Source organism: Citrobacter sp. MGH106 (assembly GCF_001037495.1).
Classification (GTDB): Bacteria; Pseudomonadota; Gammaproteobacteria; order Enterobacterales; family Enterobacteriaceae; genus Citrobacter; species Citrobacter murliniae.
The window spans coordinates 934808-954189 of sequence record NZ_KQ089822.1; the positions used below are offsets into that span (position 1 = coordinate 934808).

Annotated in this window: 15 protein-coding genes; 9 read left to right on the plus strand and 6 right to left on the minus strand. The window is 52.4% G+C overall.

The window, feature by feature from the left end:
* The first annotated feature begins 4 nt into the window (after positions 1-4).
* The 5 genes from bamC (at position 5) to ypfH (ending at position 5661) form a co-directional block, all read left to right on the plus strand.
* Positions 5-1039 carry an outer membrane protein assembly factor BamC gene (bamC, locus tag SK36_RS04230; RefSeq protein WP_045446053.1) on the plus strand — a complete coding sequence of 345 codons (1035 nt, stop codon included), beginning with the start codon at positions 5-7 and terminating at the stop codon, positions 1037-1039.
* 110 nt (positions 1040-1149) lie between these two features.
* Positions 1150-1863: a phosphoribosylaminoimidazolesuccinocarboxamide synthase gene (gene purC, locus SK36_RS04235; RefSeq protein ID WP_045446050.1), complete on the plus strand. Its 714-nt coding sequence runs from the start codon at positions 1150-1152 to the stop codon at positions 1861-1863.
* Between the two features lie 128 nt (positions 1864-1991).
* The gene (ypfJ, locus tag SK36_RS04240) at positions 1992-2858 is read left to right on the plus strand and encodes a KPN_02809 family neutral zinc metallopeptidase (protein WP_045446047.1); all 867 of its coding nucleotides are present in this window, start codon (positions 1992-1994) and stop codon (positions 2856-2858) included.
* A 15-nt stretch (positions 2859-2873) separates the two neighbouring features.
* On the plus strand, positions 2874-4877 hold the full coding sequence (locus tag SK36_RS04245) for a tRNA(Met) cytidine acetyltransferase TmcA (protein WP_048220841.1): 2004 nt from the start codon (positions 2874-2876) through the stop codon (positions 4875-4877).
* Positions 4878-4962: 85 nt separating this feature from the next.
* Positions 4963-5661: an esterase gene (gene ypfH / locus SK36_RS04250; protein WP_048220842.1), complete on the plus strand. Its 699-nt coding sequence runs from the start codon at positions 4963-4965 to the stop codon at positions 5659-5661.
* A 79-nt stretch (positions 5662-5740) separates the two neighbouring features.
* Here the strand turns inward: ypfH and SK36_RS04255 are convergent, their stop codons facing one another.
* From SK36_RS04255 to SK36_RS04265, 3 genes are read right to left on the minus strand one after another with little or no spacing between them, the layout of a single operon-like run.
* A complete protein-coding gene (locus tag SK36_RS04255) occupies positions 5741-5941 on the minus strand; it encodes a YpfN family protein (RefSeq protein ID WP_003835080.1) in 201 nt (66 codons plus the stop codon).
* A 27-nt stretch (positions 5942-5968) separates the two neighbouring features.
* Positions 5969-7096 (minus strand): succinyl-diaminopimelate desuccinylase, encoded by a 1128-nt coding sequence (gene dapE, locus SK36_RS04260; RefSeq protein WP_048220843.1) that lies wholly within the window; start codon positions 7094-7096, stop codon positions 5969-5971.
* A 3-nt stretch (positions 7097-7099) separates the two neighbouring features.
* Positions 7100-7456, minus strand: coding sequence for an ArsC family reductase (locus SK36_RS04265; RefSeq protein ID WP_045446030.1), 357 nt, complete (start codon positions 7454-7456; stop codon positions 7100-7102).
* Between the two features lie 387 nt (positions 7457-7843).
* Between SK36_RS04265 and ypfM the strand changes: the two genes are divergently transcribed.
* A complete protein-coding gene (ypfM, locus tag SK36_RS24570) occupies positions 7844-7903 on the plus strand; it encodes a protein YpfM (protein ID WP_001386977.1) in 60 nt (19 codons plus the stop codon).
* Between the two features lie 67 nt (positions 7904-7970).
* On the opposite strand, the gene acrD is transcribed toward ypfM, so the two are convergent.
* Both acrD and narQ read right to left on the minus strand, forming a co-directional pair.
* A complete protein-coding gene (gene acrD / locus SK36_RS04270) occupies positions 7971-11084 on the minus strand; it encodes a multidrug efflux RND transporter permease AcrD (protein ID WP_045446027.1) in 3114 nt (1037 codons plus the stop codon).
* Positions 11085-11289: 205 nt separating this feature from the next.
* Positions 11290-12966, minus strand: a complete 1677-nt coding sequence (gene narQ / locus SK36_RS04275; RefSeq protein WP_045446024.1) for a nitrate/nitrite two-component system sensor histidine kinase NarQ — start codon at positions 12964-12966, stop codon at positions 11290-11292.
* Positions 12967-13229: 263 nt separating this feature from the next.
* Here narQ and aegA point away from each other — a divergent pair, with 263 nt between their 5' ends.
* From aegA to SK36_RS04290, 3 genes are all read left to right on the plus strand, one after another.
* A complete protein-coding gene (gene aegA / locus SK36_RS04280) occupies positions 13230-15200 on the plus strand; it encodes a formate-dependent uric acid utilization protein AegA (RefSeq protein WP_048220844.1) in 1971 nt (656 codons plus the stop codon).
* Positions 15201-15401: 201 nt separating this feature from the next.
* Positions 15402-15977 carry a GDP-mannose pyrophosphatase NudK gene (gene nudK / locus SK36_RS04285; RefSeq protein WP_048220845.1) on the plus strand — a complete coding sequence of 192 codons (576 nt, stop codon included), beginning with the start codon at positions 15402-15404 and terminating at the stop codon, positions 15975-15977.
* A 124-nt stretch (positions 15978-16101) separates the two neighbouring features.
* Positions 16102-17145, plus strand: coding sequence for a DUF1176 domain-containing protein (locus SK36_RS04290; protein WP_045446013.1), 1044 nt, complete (start codon positions 16102-16104; stop codon positions 17143-17145).
* Here SK36_RS04290 and tkt read toward each other — a convergent pair.
* Positions 17135-19129 carry a transketolase gene (gene tkt, locus SK36_RS04295; protein WP_048220846.1) on the minus strand — a complete coding sequence of 665 codons (1995 nt, stop codon included), beginning with the start codon at positions 19127-19129 and terminating at the stop codon, positions 17135-17137. The two genes, SK36_RS04290 and tkt, sit on opposite strands and share 11 nt — an antisense overlap.
* Between the last annotated feature and the right edge of the window lie 253 nt (positions 19130-19382).

Sequence of the window (19382 nt, forward strand, 5' to 3'; positions counted from 1 at the left end):
TTTGATGGCTTACTCAGTACAAAAGTCGCGCCTGGCCAAGGTTGCGGGTGTTTCGCTTGTTATGTTGCTCGCGGCCTGTAGTTCTGATTCGCGCTATAAGCGCCAGGTGAGCGGTGACGAATCCTATCTGGAGGCTGCACCGCTTGCTGAGCTTCACGCGCCAGCTGGGATGATTCTGCCGATAACCGCAGGTGACTATAATATCCCGGTTACTAACGGCAGTGGTGCCGTAGGTAAAGCGCTGGATATTCGCCCACCGGCTCAGCCGTTAGCATTAGTCAGTGGCGCACGTACCCAGATTGCGGGTGATACGGCAACATTGCTGGTGGAAAATGGCCGTGCCAACACTCTGTGGCCGCAGGTTGTCAGCGTGATTCAGTCTAAAAATTACACTATCACCAAACGCGATGATGCCAGCCAGACGCTGACTACCGATTGGGTTGACTGGAACCGTCTGGATGAAGACGAACAGTACCGTGGACGTTATCAAATCTCGGTTAAACCGCAGGGCTATCAGCAAGCGGTGACGGTGAAACTGGTTAACCTCGAACAGGCCGGTAAGCCAGTCGCAGATGCGGCGTCAATGCAGCGCTATAGCGCTGAGATGATGAACGTCATCTCTGCGGGTCTGGATAAGAACGCCACCGATGCTGCGAATGCCGCGCAGAACCGCTCTGCAGCAACTATGGATGTTCAGAGTGCTGCCGATGACACCGGTTTACCGATGTTGGTCGTTCGTGGACCGTTCAACGTGGTGTGGCAACGTCTGCCGGCGGCTCTTGAGAAAGTGGGCATGAAAGTGACCGACAGCACCCGTTCTCAGGGCAGTTTCGCCGTGACCTACAAACCACTGTCTGACAGCGGTTGGCAGGAACTGGGCGCAACCGATCCGGGTCTGGTATCCGGTGACTACAAACTGCAGGTCGGTGATTTAGACAACCGCAGCAGTATGCAGTTTATCGATCCGAAGGGACACACCCTGACGCAAAGCCAGAACGACGCGCTGGTTGCCGTCTTCCAGGCAGCTTTCAGTAAGTAAAAATAAAGGGCTGGAGTAATCCAGCCTTTTTTTCTGATATGATACGCAAACGTGTGCGTCAGCAGAAAAGCGCAATATTTATCGTTAATTCACACCCAGGAGTAATAAAGATGCAAAAGCAAGCTGAGTTGTATCGTGGTAAAGCGAAGACCGTATACAGCACGGAAAACCCGGACCTGTTGGTGCTCGAATTCCGCAATGATACGTCAGCAGGGGATGGCGCGCGCATTGAACAGTTTGATCGTAAAGGTATGGTGAACAATAAATTCAACCATTTCATTATGACTAAGCTGGAAGAAGCGGGTATTCCTACCCAAATGGAGCGACTGCTTTCTGATACCGAATGTCTGGTGAAAAAACTGGAGATGGTACCGGTTGAGTGCGTGGTGCGTAACCGTGCGGCAGGTTCTCTGGTGAAGCGTTTAGGCGTTGAGGAAGGTATTGAACTGAATCCGCCTCTGTTTGATCTGTTCCTGAAAAATGATGCAATGCACGACCCGATGATTAACGATTCTTACTGCGAAACTTTTGGTTGGGTGAGCAAAGAGAATCTGGCACGTATGAAAGAGCTGACCTACAAGGCCAATGACGTGCTGAAGAAAATGTTTGATGACGCAGGCCTGATTCTGGTCGACTTCAAACTTGAGTTTGGCTTGTATAAAGGCGAAGTCGTTCTGGGTGATGAATTCTCTCCGGATGGTAGCCGCCTGTGGGATAAAGAAACCCTGGATAAAATGGATAAAGATCGCTTCCGCCAGAGTCTGGGCGGCCTGATCGAAGCCTATGAAGCCGTCGCGCATCGCCTGGGCGTGAAGTTAGACTGATCCCTCCTTCGAGCCGGCGATCGCTCACCGGCTCATCAATCATACCTATTTGATTACTGTTTCTTATGGTAATCCTGTTCCGAACCGCCTACGATCATCATCATAATGAATAAAAAGTTGAGGTGATTATGCGCTGGCAAGGGCGTCGTGAAAGTGACAATGTAGAAGACAGACGTAATAGCTCTGGTGGCGGTCCTTCTATGGGCGGGCCAGGTTTTCGTTTGCCAAGTGGTAAAGGCGGCATCATCCTGCTGATTGTGGTGCTCGTGGCAGGGTATTACGGCGTGGATCTCACCGGATTAATGACAGGCCAACCCGTTTCACAAGAACAATCAACGCGCTCCATCAGTCCCAACGATGATGAAGCAGCCAAATTTACCTCGGTGATTCTGGCGACAACGGAAGATACCTGGGGGCAGCAGTTTGAAAAAATGGGCCGTACCTATCAGCAACCCAGGCTGGTGATGTATCGTGGTTCCATGCGTACCGGTTGCGGAGTGGGTCAGTCCATTATGGGACCGTTTTATTGCCCGGCTGACGGTACTGTTTATATCGACCTCTCATTCTATGACGACATGAAAAATAAGCTGGGCGCTGATGGTGATTTTGCTCAGGGCTATGTCATTGCGCATGAAGTGGGTCACCATGTGCAGAAACTGCTGGGTATCGAGCCAAAGATTCGCCAGATGCAACAGAACGCCTCACAGGCTGAAGTGAATCGACTTTCCGTGCGTATGGAACTGCAGGCGGATTGCTTTGCCGGCGTCTGGGGGCACAGTATGCAACAGCAAGGTGTGCTGGAATCAGGTGATCTGGAAGAAGCGTTGAACGCCGCACAGGCCATTGGCGACGATCGCCTGCAGCAGCAGGGGCAAGGACGGGTGGTGCCGGACAGCTTTACGCACGGGAGCTCTGAACAGCGTCTTACCTGGTTTAAGCGTGGCTTTGATAGCGGCGATCCGGCGCAATGCAATACCTTTGGTAAAGGCATGTAAGATATTGAGGCAGGGATGTCTGACTACATCGCGCTGCGTGCGCTAACTGAACAAATGACCCGGGAAGGGATCCGCCGTTTGCTGATTATCAGTGGCGAGGGACTCTGGTGTCAGGAGCAGGCGTTAGCGCTGCGCGATACATTACCCGGCGACTGGCTGTGGGTTGGTGCAGAGCCTCCCTCAGAGCCGGGCTGTACGCCACAGGCGTTGCAAACGTTACTGGGACGTGAATTTCGTCATGCAGTCTTTGATGCGCGGTCTGGGTTTGACGCCGCAGCGTTTGCCGCATTAAGTGGTACGCTGTATGCCGGGAGCTGGCTGGTGTTGCTGACGCCCTCCTGGAACAGCTGGCAGACACATCCGGATGTAGATTCGCTGCGCTGGAGTGACTGCGCGCAACCCATCCCAACGCCACACTTTGTCGAACACTTCAAACGGGTCATCACTCGCGACAGACAAGCTCTGCACTGGCAGCAGAATCAGTTATTTTCATGCCCGCATTTCCCTGAACGCGCTGACTGGCAAGCCGCGAATGGGGAGCCTCAACCTGAGCAGGCGGCGATTTTACAACATCTGTTGGCTATGCCCTGTGGTGTGGTAACAGTGACTGCAGCACGTGGTCGGGGTAAATCAGCCTTAGCAGGGCAGTTGATTTCACGCATGAAGGGAACGGCAATTGTTACTGCGCCCGCTAAAGCGGCAACCGATGTGCTGGCACGCTTTGCCGGTGAGCGTTACCGCTTTATGGCCCCGGATGCGCTGTTAGCCGGGACTGAAACCGCAGACTGGATTATTGTTGATGAGGCCGCTGCCATTCCCGCACCGTTGCTGCATCAACTGGTTTCGCGTTTTCCCCGCACGTTGTTAACGACTACGGTTCAGGGTTATGAGGGAACCGGCAGAGGGTTCTTGTTAAAATTCTGCGCCCGTTTCCCGGCGCTGCGCCGATATGAGTTACAGCAGCCCGTCCGGTGGGCGCAGGGGTGTCCGTTGGAAAAAGTCGTCAGCGATGCACTGGTATTCGATGACGAAACTTTTATGCATTCGCCTCGGGGAGAGATCCGTTTTTCCACGTTTGAAGCGAATGCCTGGCGCACCAGGCCGAATCTGCCGCTGGCGGTATATCAGTTGCTTTCCGGGGCGCATTATCGCACCTCACCGCTGGATCTTCGCCGGATGATGGATGCGCCAGGTCAGCATTTTCTTCAGGCATCGGCCTCGGACTCGGTGGCTGGTGCCGTCTGGCTGGTGGACGAAGGAGGATTATCCGCAGAATTAAGTCAGGCTGTCTTTGCCGGGCACCGTCGACCAAGAGGGAATCTGGTGGCTCAGTCTCTGGCTGCCCACGGATGTTATCCGCTGGCGGCGACGCTCACTGGACGTCGGGTCAGCCGTATCGCGGTTCACCCTGCGCGCCAGCGGGAAGGTATAGGGCAACAGCTGATTATGCAGGCCCATCGCTATTCCACGCAGTGTGATTACCTCTCCGTCAGTTTTGGTTATACGCAAGAGCTATGGCGTTTCTGGCAGCGTTGTGGCTTTGTGTTGGTTCGTATGGGGAACCACCGGGAAGCCAGCAGCGGGTGCTACACCGCAATGGCTTTACTGCCCATCAGTGAGGCGGGGAGGCGTCTCGCTGAGAGGGAGAACCTGCGCTTGCGTCGTGACGCTGTGATTCTGGCTCAGTGGAATGACGAGGCCATTCCGGTATCCCCACTGAAAGAAACTACGCTTAATGATGATGACTGGGAAGAACTGGCGGGATTTGCCTTTGCACATCGGCCACTACTTACCTCATTGGGTTGTCTGAGTCGCCTGCTTCAGAACAGTACGCTTCCTCTCCCGGCGCTGCGAGGACGTTTACAAGAGCAATGCACTGACGCACAACTGTGCGAGCGACTGAACGTTTCTGGTCGTAAAGCATTGTTACTGCTTCAGCGTGCAGAGGCGGCGCAGGCGTTAGCGCAACTGGATAATGAACGCGAACAACGGCTACATAATCGCATTATGCAATGGTAATTTTTTCACTAACTTCTTCAATTTCCTGGCATGGTCATTGCGATTAAGCGGCGTAGAATGACGCTCATCAGTTAAGGAGATCGCCATGAAACATGACCATTTTGTTGTTCAAAGCCCCGATAAACCCGCGCAACAGTTGCTGCTGTTGTTTCATGGTGTAGGCGATAACCCTGTTGCCATGGGAGAGATAGGATCCTGGTTTGCACCTTTGTTTCCGGATGCGCTGATAGTGAGTATCGGCGGTGCTGAGCCATATGCTGCCACCTCCGGGCGTCAATGGTTTTCCGTTCAGGGCGTAACGGAAGAGAACCGTCAGGAACGTGTTGACGCTATCATGCCGGTATTTATCGAAACCGTTCGCTACTGGCAAAAACAGAGCGGCGTCGCACCTGGGGCAACTGCATTGATAGGCTTTTCGCAGGGGGCTATTATGTCGCTTGAAAGCATCAAAGCCGAGCCTGGACTGGCATCACGGGTGATTGCCTTTAATGGTCGTTACGCCAGTTTGCCGGAAGTGGCAACGACGGCCACGACAGTACATTTGATTCACGGTGGTGAAGACCGGGTGATTGAGTTATCTCACGCCGTTGCGGCTCAGGACGCGTTAATTCGCGCGGGCGGTGATGTGACGCTGGATATCGTTGAAAACCTGGGTCACGCCATTGACGATCGCAGCATGCAGTTTGCTCTCGACCATTTGCGCTTTACTGTGCCGAAGCACTATTTCGATGAAGCGTTAAGTGGGGGGAAACCAAACGATGATGATGTCATTGAGATGATGTAACCCTGTAGGCCAGATAAGCGTAGCGCCATCAGGCGCGGGTGCCGGATGGCAACGCTACGCGTATAATTCGGCCTACGGGTTATTTTTTCGGTTGGTCTTTGTTCGGCCAATCGTCGTCGTCGTCCCATTTATCGTTAAAGTCACGATGCGGGGGAAGCTCCGGTTTATTCGCGAGAAATTTTTTGTGGTCGACGCGCTTGAGATCTTTAATTACATTCAGCAATACGCCTACCAGAAACACCAGCACTAAAATCCACCAATATTTAGCCAGCCAGTCCATGCTCATTTCCTCTTACAGGGCCACTCATCAGGCGACGAGTTGCTCCATGATACGTTGATACATTCGGGCAAGCAGTTGCAGGTCGGCGGCATTAACGCATTCATTTATTTTATGAATGGTGGCATTGACCGGACCAAGTTCAACCACCTGCGCCCCCATGCGGGCAATAAAACGCCCGTCGGACGTTCCGCCTGTAGTCAGTAACTGCGGTTTAATTTCATTATAGTGCTCAATGGCGTTCACCACTGCATCCACCAGTTTGCCGCGCTCGGTCAGGAATGGCTGGCCGGAGAGCCACCAGTCAACGGTGTAACGCAACTGGTGCTTATCCAGCAATTCCAGCACCCGGCATTTGATCATCTCGTCATTTAACTCAGTGCTGAAACGGAAGTTGAACTGGATAAACAGTTCACCAGGGATAACATTGTTGCTGCCGGTTCCTGCCTGAATATTGGCAATTTGCATGCTCGTTGCCGGGAAGAATTCATTGCCCTGATCCCACTCGATCGCCACCAGTTCATTCAGCATTGGCGCTGCGCGGTGAACCGGGTTATCGGCCAGATGCGGGTAGGCTACGTGACCCTGCACGCCGTGAATGGTCAGGTTGCAGGTCAGTGAACCCCGACGCCCATTTTTTACCACGTCACCGACGATTTCCGTACTGGACGGCTCGCCGACCAGACAATAGTCCAGCCGCTCGTTGCGCGCCATCAGCGCTTCGACCACCTTAACGGTGCCATTTTTGGCGCTGGCTTCTTCGTCTGAAGTGATTAAAAACGCCAGACGGCCTTTGTGGTTAGGGTGTTGGGCGACGAAGCGCTCAGCTGCGACAACCATCGCCGCCAGCGAGCCTTTCATATCGGCAGCGCCACGCCCGAACAGCAGGCCGTCGCGGATCGTCGGTTCAAATGGCGGATTAATCCAGCGATCAACATCGCCAGCGGGCACTACGTCGGTGTGACCGGCAAATGCCAGCGTCTCACCTTGTCCGCGCCATGCCCAAAAATTCTGTGTGTCACCAAAATCCATACGCTCAACGGTAAAACCTACCGCGCGCAGGCGTTCAATCATTAACGCCTGGCACCCGGCATCATCCGGGCTCAGGGAAGGACGGCGAATAAGCTGCTGTGTCAGCTCAATAACCGGGCACGACATAGACTACACCTCATTAAAAAACTGCATATAACTGGATTCACTGAAACCCAGCAGCATAGGCTTACCCGGCGCGCAGAGCAATGGGCGTTTGATAATTGCTGGCATTTCAATCATCAACGAGGCGGCGGCATCCGCATCGGTAATTTGATTACGCGTTGCTTCATCGAGTTTACGCCATGTGGTCCCACGCGTATTGAGCAGTGACTCCCAACCTAACTCGCTGATAAAGGATTGTAATAGCGCGTTGTCGAGGCCATCGACGCGATAATCATGGAAACGATAGTCGATCCCGTGAGCTTCCAGCCAGCGCCTGGCTTTTTTAATGGTATCGCAATTCTTAATGCCGTAGAGGGTGATCATTTGAATCCTTATTAACGTAATTTGAATATTTATTCTTGTGCTTTGTGATCCCAGATAATACATATTGTCATTCAATCGTTATAGAAAAATATAACATTGTTGAACAACAGTGAATAATGATTCCTGAAAGTTCCGAAACTCTCACTGAACTGGAATTCAGATTTTACCTCTTTGCATCAGACTGTTTTTCCATCAGAATTGCCAGAGTAGTAGATGATGTATGAATATTTCAAAATATTGCAGTAAGTCACATAAAATTTATGGGTATGGCGCATAGTGATGACATGACCCCCAGCACTGGAGAATGTAATCACAACTATCGATTAAATTATCTTCTTTGAAAGAGAATGATTTTGTAGAATATCCATAATAATAAGAGAGGTTGTTATGATTGAACGTGAACTGGGGAACTGGAAAGACTTTATCGAAGTGATGCTTCGTAAATAAATTTCTGGCAGACAATCCTGAAAAGGATAAAAAAAGGCGACTTATTGTAAGTCGCCTTTTTTGTGTGTTATTCCGGTTTTGGCTTCAGAGGGAAGCGCCTGCGCACCAGTACAAAGAACAGTGGGACGAAGTAAATAGCCAGAATCGTGGCTGAAATCATCCCGCCCATCACGCCGGTACCAACCGCATGTTGACCGCCGGAGCCTGCACCGCTGCTGATGGTCATCGGTAACACCCCGAATATAAACGCCAGAGAGGTCATCAAAATCGGACGCAGGCGCTGGCGACACGCATGCAGCGTGGCGTCGAGCAAATCGTGCCCTTTTTCATTCATCTCATTGGCGAATTCAACAATCAAGATCGCGTTTTTGGCCGAAAGCCCGATAACTGTTAATAACCCGACCTGGAAATACACATCGTTTTCCAGACCCCGCGCCCAGGTTGCCAGCAGGGCGCCAATCACCCCCAACGGTACGACCAGCATGACGGAGAATGGAACAGACCAGCTTTCATACAGCGCGGCGAGGCACAGGAATACCACCAGCAGTGAAATGGCATACAGAGCAGGGGCCTGGGAACCAGAAAGTCGTTCCTGATATGACATTGCCGTCCATTCGAGGCCGAATCCAGTCGGCAACTGATGGACCAGGGATTCCATTACGTCCATTGCTGTACCGGTACTGACGCCGGGCGCGGCTTCCCCTACGATCTCGACGGCAGAGTAACCGTTATAGCGTTCCAGGCGCGGCGAACCTGTCTCCCAGCGCGAGGTGGCAAATGCTGAGAAGGGCACCATGCCGCCGCTATTATTGCGCACGTACCAGAGATTGATGTCATCAGGAAGCATGCGATATTTTGCTGCCGCCTGTACATAAACCTTCTTCACGCGACCCCTGTCCATAAAGTCATTGACGTAACTGGAGCCCCAGGCCGTCTGCAATGTATCGTTGATATCATCAATCGAAACCCCCAGCGCCTGGGCTTTACGCTGGTCGATATCAATTTGCAACTGCGGGCTGTCGTCCAGACCATTATGGCGTACGCGGGTCAGGGAGGTGTCTTTAGCTGCAAGCTCAATCAGCTTGTCACGCGCCGCCATTAACGCATCATGACCCGCACCGGCATGATCCTGTAATTCCATATCGAAACCGGCAGAGCTACCGAGGCCGCTAATAGCCGGAGGGCTACTGGCGAAGACGCGAGCCTCTTTAATCTGGTTAAAGGCTTTGGTGGCGCGCTCGATAATGGCAAATGAGGTTCCGGTAGTGGTACCACGCTCATCCCAGTCTTTTAAGCGGACGAACATTCGCGCTACGTTTTGTCCATTTCCGCCAGGGCCGGAACCGACCGTGGAGAAGACTGACATAATGTTGTCTTTTTCATGGGTGAAGTAATACTTCTCCACTTCTTCCACCACTTTTAACGTCTGCTGCTGGGTGGAGCCGCTGGGCAACTGTACTGAAGTGGTGAACATACCCCTGTCTTCCAGCGGCAGGAAAGAGGTTGGCAGCCGCAGGAACAGGAACACCATTCCGCCGAGCAGCAACACGTAGATCAGTATCCAGCGCAGGCTGCGATGTAAGATTCTGGCGACACCTTTCTCGTAGCGTTCGGCGTTGTGGTTAAACATGCGGTTAAACCAGCCGAAGAATCCGGTTTGTCCGTGGTGTTCGCCCTTATGCAGCGGCTTGAGTAGCGTGGCGCACAGAGCAGGAGTCAGGATCATCGCCACCAGTACCGAGAGCACCATCGCTGAGACAATCGTAATCGAGAACTGACGGTAAATTGCCCCGGTCGTGCCGCCGAAGAAGGCCATCGGGATAAACACTGCCGACAGCACCATGGCGATACCAACCAACGCCCCCTGAATCTGCCCCATCGATTTTCGTGTTGCTTCACGCGGCGAGAGACCTTCCTCGCTCATGATTCGCTCGACGTTTTCCACTACCACAATGGCGTCATCAACCAGCAGGCCAATTGCCAGCACCATTGCAAACATCGTTAATGTGTTAACACTGTAGCCAAAGGCATAGAGCACAGAGAAGGTGCCCATTAAGACGACGGGGACAGCAATCGTGGGAATAAGCGTCGCACGGAAGTTTTGTAAAAACAGGTACATCACCAGGAATACCAGCGCAATGGCTTCCAGCAGCGTTTTCACCACGTCAATAATCGAAGCTTTTACAAAAGAGGTGGTTTCATATGCCACCTTGTATTCCAGACCATGAGGGAAGTACTGAGACAGCTCATTGAGGCGATTGATAACCAGATCGGCCGTTGCCATTTCATTGGCGCCAGAGGCGAGTTTAACACCAAGACCAGATGCGGGATTTCCGTTAAACCGGCTGAGGTAGTCATACTTCTCGGCCCCCATTTCGACCGTTGCCACATCACTCAGTTTAACCTCTGAACCGTTCTGATTGACGCGCAGCGTAATATCGCGGAATTGTTGTGGCGTTTGTAGCAATGACTGAGCATTAATCGTCGCATTCAGCGCCTGCTTGTCCACTGAAGGTGTACCACCAAGTTGGCCAACGGCAATTTGAGCATTCTGTGACTCAATAGCATCGGTCACATCTTTGGCGGTCATCTGGAAGCTGTTAAGTTTGGCTGGGTCGAGCCAGATACGCATGGAGTATTGTGACCCGTAGGCGTCAATATCTCCCACGCCGTTAATTCGGCTGAGCGGATCCTGAATATTACTGGCGACGTAGTCTGCAATGTCCTGCTTGTCCATTGAGCCGTCAGTAGAGACAAAAGCGATGGTCAGAATATTGGTATCCCCGGTTTTACGCACGGTTACCCCCTGATCCTGTACCGCCTGCGGCAACTTACGCATTGCCGATTGCAGCTGGTTTTGTACCTGCTGCACGGCTTCATCAGGATCGGTTCCTGCTACAAAGCTAAGCATTACCGTCGCCTGACCCGTCCCGCTGCTTTGTGATGACATATACATCAGATTATCGAGGCCGGTCATGTTCTGCTCGATAACCTGGGTCACGGTGTTTTCCAGAGTTTGTGCTGATGCACCAGGATAATTCGCAGTCACGCGCACGTTTGGCGGAGCGAGATCGGGATATTGCTCAACGGGCAGCGAAAAAATAGCCAGGGTTCCTGTCAGGCACAACAGGATAGCTAACACCCAGGCAAAAATGGGGCGATCGATAAAAAAATTCGCCATTAAAAGGGGACCTCGTGTTTCTGCATATAATAATGGGTATGACTTGCTTCACTGTAGCGGCAAGGTACGGGCCAAACGTGGAGAAAAAAAGAAGATAATGTAAATTATCATGCGCGTTTACAGCGTACCTTTTGTGCCAACGCCGTCTGGCCTGCACCTGGACTATCCGGCGTTTTATCGTTGTTTACATGAGTTGTCTTTCCCTTTATGCCGATCGAAAGCTGATGCTCACCAGCGTTCCGCCTCCGGAGGGCTGGGAGAAGGTCAACGTGCCGCCAAGTCTTTCTGCCCGCTCACGCATAATATTCAAACCGTAGTGTCCTGTAGGCTCATGAGGCTCACCAATTCCGATGCCGTTATCCCGGATATAAACAGTGTGGTTATCATCCGGTGCAGTCACGCAACTGACGGCAATTTCGGTCGCACTGGCATGTTTAATGGCGTTAAGCACAGCTTCACGCACGATCTGCAACAGATGCACCTGCATTTGCGCATCCAGCGCCAGCGTTGGTAATCGGCAATCGAGTGTCAGTTTAGCCGAAGTCTGATTTTGCAGGGTTTCCAGCATTTCATGCAGGGCGGAGGGCAGATCCGCCTGCTGCAAGGTCAGACGGAAGGTCGTGAGCAGCTCGCGCAGTTGGCGGTAAGCATCGTTCAACGCCTGAGAAAAGTCCGCCATGATACTCTGCGCCGGGGCGTTATCTTCCGGGATCGAGCGTTTCAGCAGCGTGAGCTGAATGCGTAAATAGGAGAGTACCTGCGCCAGCGAGTCGTGGAGTTCGCGCGCGATGGTCGCTCGCTCTTCCATTAACAATAACTGCTGAAAATGTTTCTGCGCCTGATTAAAGTACAGCCCGCGCCCCAGCATGGTCGAAACGCTGTTCAACAGCGGTGTGGAAGCATGCACATTGGGGCTTTGCCAGTGAAGTTCACCATAAACGGTATCCTGCATCATGACCGGCAGGATCTGCATTGGCAGGTCGTGGCTTTCCGTCCCCTCACTGATACGCCAGTTATCACCGACGGTGAGTTCCAGGAAATACGCAGCGTCGTGTTCGCGGACAATTTGTAAAATATGCCGGAAGCAGTGCACATCAATTTGGCTGGTATTCAGCGCCTGAGAACACTGGTACAACACTTCCAGGCGGCGGTTTGCTTCGTGGAGATCGTGCGTTTTCTCAGCCACAGAGGCTTCCAGCGAACGATACAGCTTATGCAACTCACTCGACATCTGGCTAAAGGTCTTAGCCAGCAATCCCAGTTCGTTAGGCAAATCAGTGTCCAGCGACGGGATATCAAACTGACCGTGTTCAATGTGCTGGCTGGCCATCACCAGCTTATTGAGTGGACGAACCACCTGCTGGCGAATACGCCGTAGGGTAAAGAACACCAGAGTAAATATTCCGATCCCGCCTGCCAGTGAAATCCCAAAAACCAGTTTCACTTTACGCTCGGCATAATGCTGTAACGCCAACACGAAGAGGTCAATTTGATCAACATAGTTGTTGATATTGGTTTGATACCATTTCAAATCGCCACTTATCAGTCGGGAGTTCATTTCCAGCCAGTTTGCATGCAGATGTCCATAGCGGCTTTTTACCGTTTGCGGCACATACCAGGCGTTCAGATTTTGTAATGCTGGAGAGTTTAGCGCCTGCTGGAACAACTCACGGTGTGAACTGAGTTGCGGGCTGTTGCTTTGTAGATCGTAACCCAGCCGATAGCTTTGCATGCGTAATGAACCGGCAATATTGATGGCTTCCGCATCTCGCAAGCTGCTGGTCAGTGTGAGCAGTGCAATGCCCGTTGAGAGAATTGACAGCAGCACAATGTAGAAAAAAGCCTTGGCCAGGCTGGCCGATACCGGACGTTTTACCGTCACTTGCGCATCCTCACACAATACATGTAGCGCTTTGATACAGCTAAAACGATTCAATGTATTTGATAAATGTTAATAAAATCGCCTGAAACAGGATGGTAACTGAAACGCAATTTCATATGCGATGAAATAAATTGATCTGCCACAGGTTCTGGATAAATAGTTGTGCTTCCTGGGCAAATGAACATTGCCGCCCTCTTCAGGGTCGGTTAATAACAACAGTCATATAAAGAATAAGGTTTTTGCAACCAAAAAAGAAGGAAGCCATGAATCGTTTTATTATGGTCAATAGCCAACAGTGCCTGGGATGCTATGCCTGCGAAGTCGCCTGTGTCATGGCCCATAATGGTGAGCAGCATGTCCTGAGCCAACGGCATTTTCAGCCCCGAATTACGGTCATTAAACATCAGCATCAACGCAGCGCGGTGACCTGCCACCACTGTGAGGATGCACCTTGCGCCAGAAGCTGTCCAAACGGTGCAATCAGCCATGACAATGACAGCATTCAGGTAAATTCGCAAAAGTGTATCGGCTGTAAATCCTGCGTCGTTGCCTGTCCCTTTGGCACGATGCAGATCGTACTTACTCCCGTTGCGAAAGGAAAGGTGAAAGCGACAGCGCATAAATGCGATCTGTGTCAGGGACGTGAAGAGGGACCGGCCTGCGTGGAAAACTGTCCGGCGCAGGCGCTACAGTTGGTGACGCAAACTTCGCTCACCGGTCTGTCAAAAGCACGTCGACTGCGCACGGCCAGTCTGGAGAGCCAGCCCTGGCATGCCAGGGCGACCGATTTAACCTCCCACATGATCACCAAACGCGAGCAGATGCAGGCTACTCCGCCGCGCGGCGAGCCAGATAAGCTGGCGATTGAGGCACGTAAAACCAGTTTTGATGAAATCTATTTGCCATTTCGTACGGCACAGGCTGAGCGGGAAGCCTCCCGCTGCCTGAAGTGTGGTGAACACAGCATCTGCGAATGGACATGTCCACTGCACAATCATATTCCCCAGTGGATTGAGCTGGTGAAAGCAGGAAATATTGATGCAGCAGTGGAGCTTTCTCACCAGACCAACTGTCTGCCGGAAATTACCGGGCGGGTATGTCCTCAGGACCGGCTCTGTGAAGGGGCATGTACGGTGCGTAACGAGCATGGTGCGGTCACTATCGGCAATATTGAACGTTACATCTCTGACCGGGCGCTGAGTAAAGGATGGCGGCCTGATTTAGGCGATGTGCAAAAAGTGGATAAGCGCGTCGCTATTATTGGCGCAGGGCCTGCCGGTCTGGCTTGTGCGGATGTGTTAGTGCGCAACGGCGTCAGCGTCACCGTGTACGATCGCCATCCTGAAATTGGTGGCTTACTGACGTTTGGTATTCCGGCCTTCAAACTGGATAAATCGTTACTGGTGCGTCGTCGTGAAATTTTCAGCGCTATGGGGATTAATTTCCAGCTTAACTGTGAAGTGGGTAAGGACGTAACGCTGGCATCACTACTGGACGATTATGACGCCGTGTTTGTGGGCGTAGGGACCTATCGTTCTATGAAAGCGGATCTGCCGAACGAAGACGCGCCGGGCGTTTATGATGCGTTGCCGTTTCTGATTGCTAATACCAAGCAGGTGATGGGGCTGGATGAACTACCGGAGGAGCCGTTTATTGATACCGCCGGGCTGAACGTTGTGGTGCTGGGTGGCGGTGATACGGCGATGGATTGCGTACGTACCGCGCTACGCCACGGTGCAAGCCAGGTGACTTGTGCTTATCGTCGTGATGAAGCCAACATGCCTGGCTCGAAAAAAGAGGTAAAAAACGCACGTGAAGAGGGGGCTAACTTTGAATTTAACGTCCAGCCCGTTGAGCTGATGCTGAATGCCGATGGGGGCGTCAGTGGCGTACGTTTCTTACGCACACAGCTCGGCGAGCCTGATGCGCAGGGACGTCGCCGCCCGGTACCGATCGCGGGAAGTGAATTTGTGATGCCCGCTGATGCAGTCATTATGGCGTTTGGTTTCCATCCGCATGGTATGCCGTGGCTGGAGGCTCATGGTGTGAAGGTTGATGACTGGGGCCGGATTGCTGCTGATGTCGAGAGCGCTTATCGTTATCAAACGACTCATCCGAAGATCTTTGCTGGTGGTGATGCGGTACGTGGTGCGGACCTGGTGGTCACTGCAATGGCAGAAGGGCGACATGCAGCGCAGGGGATCGTCGACTGGCTGGGCATATACCCTAAATAATTCGAGTTGCAGGAAGGCGGCAAAAGAAGAAATCCCCAGATGCATAGAGAGCTATGTGACCGGGGTTTCTGAGTACAGCCAACAAACCCGTCGCTTGAAGTATGACGGATATAAAATCAGTCAAATCTCACTAGCCTGGGGTCAAGACAAACCCGGTTTCACGGCGTAGTATTATTTCTCACTTCTCGCCGTGGAGCCGGTATGTCGCAACAAATTACCCTCATCAAAGATAAAGTCCTTTCTGATAACTACTTCATCCTGCGCAATATTACTTACGATCTGACCCGCAGCAATGGCGAGGTGATTCGTCACAAACGCGAGGTTTATGATCGCGGTAATGGCGCCACTATTCTGCTGTATAACCCGGAGAAAAAAACCGTCGTGCTGATTCGTCAGTTTCGCGTCGCCACCTGGGTGAACGGTAACGAAAGCGGACAACTGATCGAAACCTGCGCCGGGCTGCTGGATAACGATGAACCTGAAGCCTGTATTCGCAAAGAAGCGATCGAAGAGACCGGATATGAAGTTGGTGAGGTGCGTAAACTCTTTGAGCTCTACATGTCGCCAGGCGGCGTGACGGAATTGATCCACTTTTTTATCGCGCAGTACAGTGACAACCAGCGTGCCAATGCGGGCGGGGGCGTTGAAGACGAGGATATCGAAGTCCTGGAACTACCATTCACCCGAGCGCTGGAGATGATCACAACCGGGGAGATCCGTGACGGCAAAACGGTGCTATTGCTTAACTATCTGCAATCGTCGCATCTGATGGATTAGGTTACGGGGTTTATATTTCTTTACAAAATAACAGTCCAATCCGACGATTCTTATTGAGCCTCATCAGTAGCGCAAGGAAGATACCGATTAGGCTGTCTGTTTTGATTTCGGGGTTGTACCGTCCATGCGCTATCGCGTTATTTTCATCTTTCTGCTTGGTCTGCTACCGGCCCACTTTCTGTGGGCGGCACCTGCACAGCAGGTATTTTCCGACTGGCAGGTAACCTGCAATAACCAGAATTTTTGCGTGGCGCGAAACACCGGTGAACATCATGGCCTGGTGATGACCCTCAGTCGGAGTGCCGGAGCGCATACCGATGCGGTTTTGCGTATTGAGCTGGGCGGTCTGGATACCCCTGATGCCAAAGAAGCTGATATTGCGCCGCGCCTGCTGATGGACGGCCAACCGCTACCGCTGACTGGCGAACACTGGCGCATTTCCCCCTGGCAACTCATGACCGATGATCCTGCCACCATTAGCGCCTTTTTACAGACAGTTCAGAACGCCCAGGCGATTACTCTGCAAAAAGGCGTGCAAACCATTTCGCTGGCAGGGCTGAAAGCCGCGCTGTTGTTTATTGACGCCCAGCAAAAACGCGTTGGAAGTGAAACAGCCTGGATCGAAAAGGGTAACGAGCCGCCGCTTAGCGTACCTCCGGCTCCGGCCCTGAAAGGCGTAGCCGTCGTCAACCCAACACCAACACCGCTTTCTCAACAAGAGCGCAGTGAACTGCTGGATTACGGGAACTGGCGGATAAACGGCATCCGCTGTTCGCTCGACCCTATGCGCCGTGAAGTGCGGGTTTCGGCATTAACCGATGACAAAGCTCTGCTGATGATCGGCTGTGAAGCGGGTGCATATAACACTATCGATCTGGCATGGATTGTTTCGCGTACAAAGCCGCTGAGTTCGCGCGCGGTACGTCTGAATTTGCCTTTCAGGACGGACGCTGAAAGTAACGATATGGAGCTGACGAACGCTGTTTTTGATGAAAAATCGCGCGAACTGGTCACTCTCGCTAAGGGACGTGGAATGTCGGACTGTGGGATCCAGACGCGCTGGCGTTTTGACGGCCAGCGTTTTCGTCTGGTGCGCTATGCGCAGGAGCCCAGCTGTGATAACTGGCATGGACCTGATGCCTGGCCCACGCTGTGGATCACACGTTAAGTACGCGGTGCGCCTTTTCGACAATGTTATCGACCGTAAAGCCGAAGAAGGGGAATAACTTGTCCGCCGGCGCAGATTCTCCGTAGCCGCTCATGCCGACAATCGCACCTTTCAGACCGACATACTTGTACCAGTAATCCGCAATTCCTGCTTCCACCGCCACGCGCGCGCTCACGCTTGCTGGCAGGACTGATTCCCGGTACGCCTCATCCTGGGCGTCGAAAATATCTGTTGAGGGAAGGGAGACGACACGAACGTTACGGCCTTCTCCCGTCAGTTTTTCTGCTGCCAGTAGCGTAATTTCCATTTCTGAACCGGTGGCAATCAGGATCACATCCGGTTTACCGCCGCTGTCTTTCAGTATGTAGCCACCGCGGGCAATTTCTTTTACCTGTTCCGGGGTACGTTCAACCTGTGCCAGATTCTGCCTGGAGAGGATTAGCGCCGTTGGGCCATCATGGCGCTCTACCGCCAGTTTCCAGCCGACTGCCGCCTCAACCTGATCGCATGGACGCCAGGTGCTGAAATTAGGCGTCAGGCGCAGGCTGGCAAGCTGCTCGACGGCCTGATGGGTGGGACCATCTTCCCCCAGCCCAATAGAGTCATGGGTATAGACCATGATTTGCCGCGCTTTCATCAGCGCAGCCATTCGTGCCGCATTACGGGCATATTCAACGAACATCAGGAAGGTCGCGGTATATGGGACAAAACCACCGTGGTGGGCAATACCGTTGGCAATGGCGGTCATACCAAATTCGCGCACGCCGTAGTGAATGTAGTTCCCGGCTGGATCGTCTTTCAGGGATGTCGAACCTTTCCAGATGGTCAAATTGCTGGGGGCCAGATCTGCTGAACCGCCAAGCAGTTCAGGCAACATCGGGCCGTAAGTATTCAGGGTATTTTGCGACGCCTTCCGGGTTGCGATTTTGGCCGGGTTAGCCTGCAATTCCGCGATGTATTTCTGAGTGGTTTTTTCCCACTCTTTTGGCAGCCCGCCACTCATCCGGCGGGTAAACTCTGCGGCCAGTTCCGGGTGGGCTTGTTGATAGGCGGCGAATTTCTCGTTCCAGCTCTGCTGTGCTTTTTCACCTTTTTCGCGCGCGTCCCAGGACCGGTAAATCTCTTTAGGGATCTCAAAAGCAGGATGATGCCAGCCCAGCTTCTGACGGGTCAGCGCAACTTCTTCTTCCCCCAGTGCTGCGCCGTGTGCTTCTTCTTTTCCGGCCTTATTCGGTGAGCCAAAGCCAATGATAGTCCGACAGATTATTAGTGACGGCTTATCGGTTACGCTTTGTGCTTCCTGAATGGCTTTCTTCACCGCCTCAGGATCGTGACCGTCTATCTCGTGTATGACATGCCAGTGATATGCTTCGAAGCGCTTCGCAGTATCATCGGTAAACCAACCTTTGGTTTCACCATCAATAGAAATACCGTTGTGATCGTAAAAGCCAATCAGCTTGCCAAGTCCCAACGTTCCCGCCAGTGAACACGCCTCATGAGAAATCCCCTCCATCAGGCAACCATCACCCATAAAAACCCAGGTGAAGTGGCTGACAATCTCATGATCCGGCTGATTAAACTGTGCCGCCAGCGTACGCTCGGCTATCGCCATCCCGACCGCGTTTGCTAATCCCTGACCCAACGGTCCGGTGGTCGTTTCCACGCCCGGCGTATAGCCAATTTCCGGGTGGCCTGGTGTCTTTGAGTGCAGTTGTCGGAAGTTTTTTAACTCCTCTAACGGCAGGTCATAGCCGGAAAGATGCAGCAGGCTGTAAAGCAGCATTGAGGCGTGGCCATTCGACAGGATAAATCGGTCACGATCGTACCAGGTGGGATCGGTTGGGTTATGTCGGAGAAAATCGTTCCACAGTACTTCGGCAATATCGGCCATACCCATCGGCGCGCCGGGATGGCCAGAGTTAGCTTTTTGGACGGCATCCATACTCAGCGCACGAATGGCATTGGCAAGCTCTTTACGGGTCATAGGAAATACTCCTTGAAAAGTAAAGCGTTAGATGCGTGTGTTAATTCACACTTTTGGGAAAATTGCGGGCGAATACGCAAAAAGCATAGCAGACAAGCATGGTATTGCTGGTTTAAGCAGGTAACATGGTTGTTATAAATTGATAACAAATTCTTTCTTTGAGTAGTGAGAGTTTGGCGACCTTCAAAGTTTATGCCGCTGACTGAGGCGATAATGTGCGGCTCAATATACCCGTCATACTTCAAGTTGCATG

What these genes read in the sequence shown, in the direction of transcription:
- bamC (WP_045446053.1), top strand. Translation starts at nt 5, where the DNA reads ATGGCTTACTCAGTACAAAAGTCGCGCCTGGCCAAGGTTGCGGGTGTT.
- purC (WP_045446050.1), top strand. Translation starts at nt 1,150, where the DNA reads ATGCAAAAGCAAGCTGAGTTGTATCGTGGTAAAGCGAAGACCGTATAC.
- ypfJ (WP_045446047.1), top strand. Translation starts at nt 1,992, where the DNA reads ATGCGCTGGCAAGGGCGTCGTGAAAGTGACAATGTAGAAGACAGACGT.
- SK36_RS04245 (WP_048220841.1), top strand. Translation starts at nt 2,874, where the DNA reads ATGTCTGACTACATCGCGCTGCGTGCGCTAACTGAACAAATGACCCGG.
- ypfH (WP_048220842.1), top strand. Translation starts at nt 4,963, where the DNA reads ATGAAACATGACCATTTTGTTGTTCAAAGCCCCGATAAACCCGCGCAA.
- SK36_RS04255 (WP_003835080.1), bottom strand. Translation starts at nt 5,941, where the DNA reads ATGGACTGGCTGGCTAAATATTGGTGGATTTTAGTGCTGGTGTTTCTG.
- dapE (WP_048220843.1), bottom strand. Translation starts at nt 7,096, where the DNA reads ATGTCGTGCCCGGTTATTGAGCTGACACAGCAGCTTATTCGCCGTCCT.
- SK36_RS04265 (WP_045446030.1), bottom strand. Translation starts at nt 7,456, where the DNA reads ATGATCACCCTCTACGGCATTAAGAATTGCGATACCATTAAAAAAGCC.
- acrD (WP_045446027.1), bottom strand. Translation starts at nt 11,084, where the DNA reads ATGGCGAATTTTTTTATCGATCGCCCCATTTTTGCCTGGGTGTTAGCT.
- aegA (WP_048220844.1), top strand. Translation starts at nt 13,230, where the DNA reads ATGAATCGTTTTATTATGGTCAATAGCCAACAGTGCCTGGGATGCTAT.
- nudK (WP_048220845.1), top strand. Translation starts at nt 15,402, where the DNA reads ATGTCGCAACAAATTACCCTCATCAAAGATAAAGTCCTTTCTGATAAC.
- SK36_RS04290 (WP_045446013.1), top strand. Translation starts at nt 16,102, where the DNA reads ATGCGCTATCGCGTTATTTTCATCTTTCTGCTTGGTCTGCTACCGGCC.
- tkt (WP_048220846.1), bottom strand. Translation starts at nt 19,129, where the DNA reads ATGACCCGTAAAGAGCTTGCCAATGCCATTCGTGCGCTGAGTATGGAT.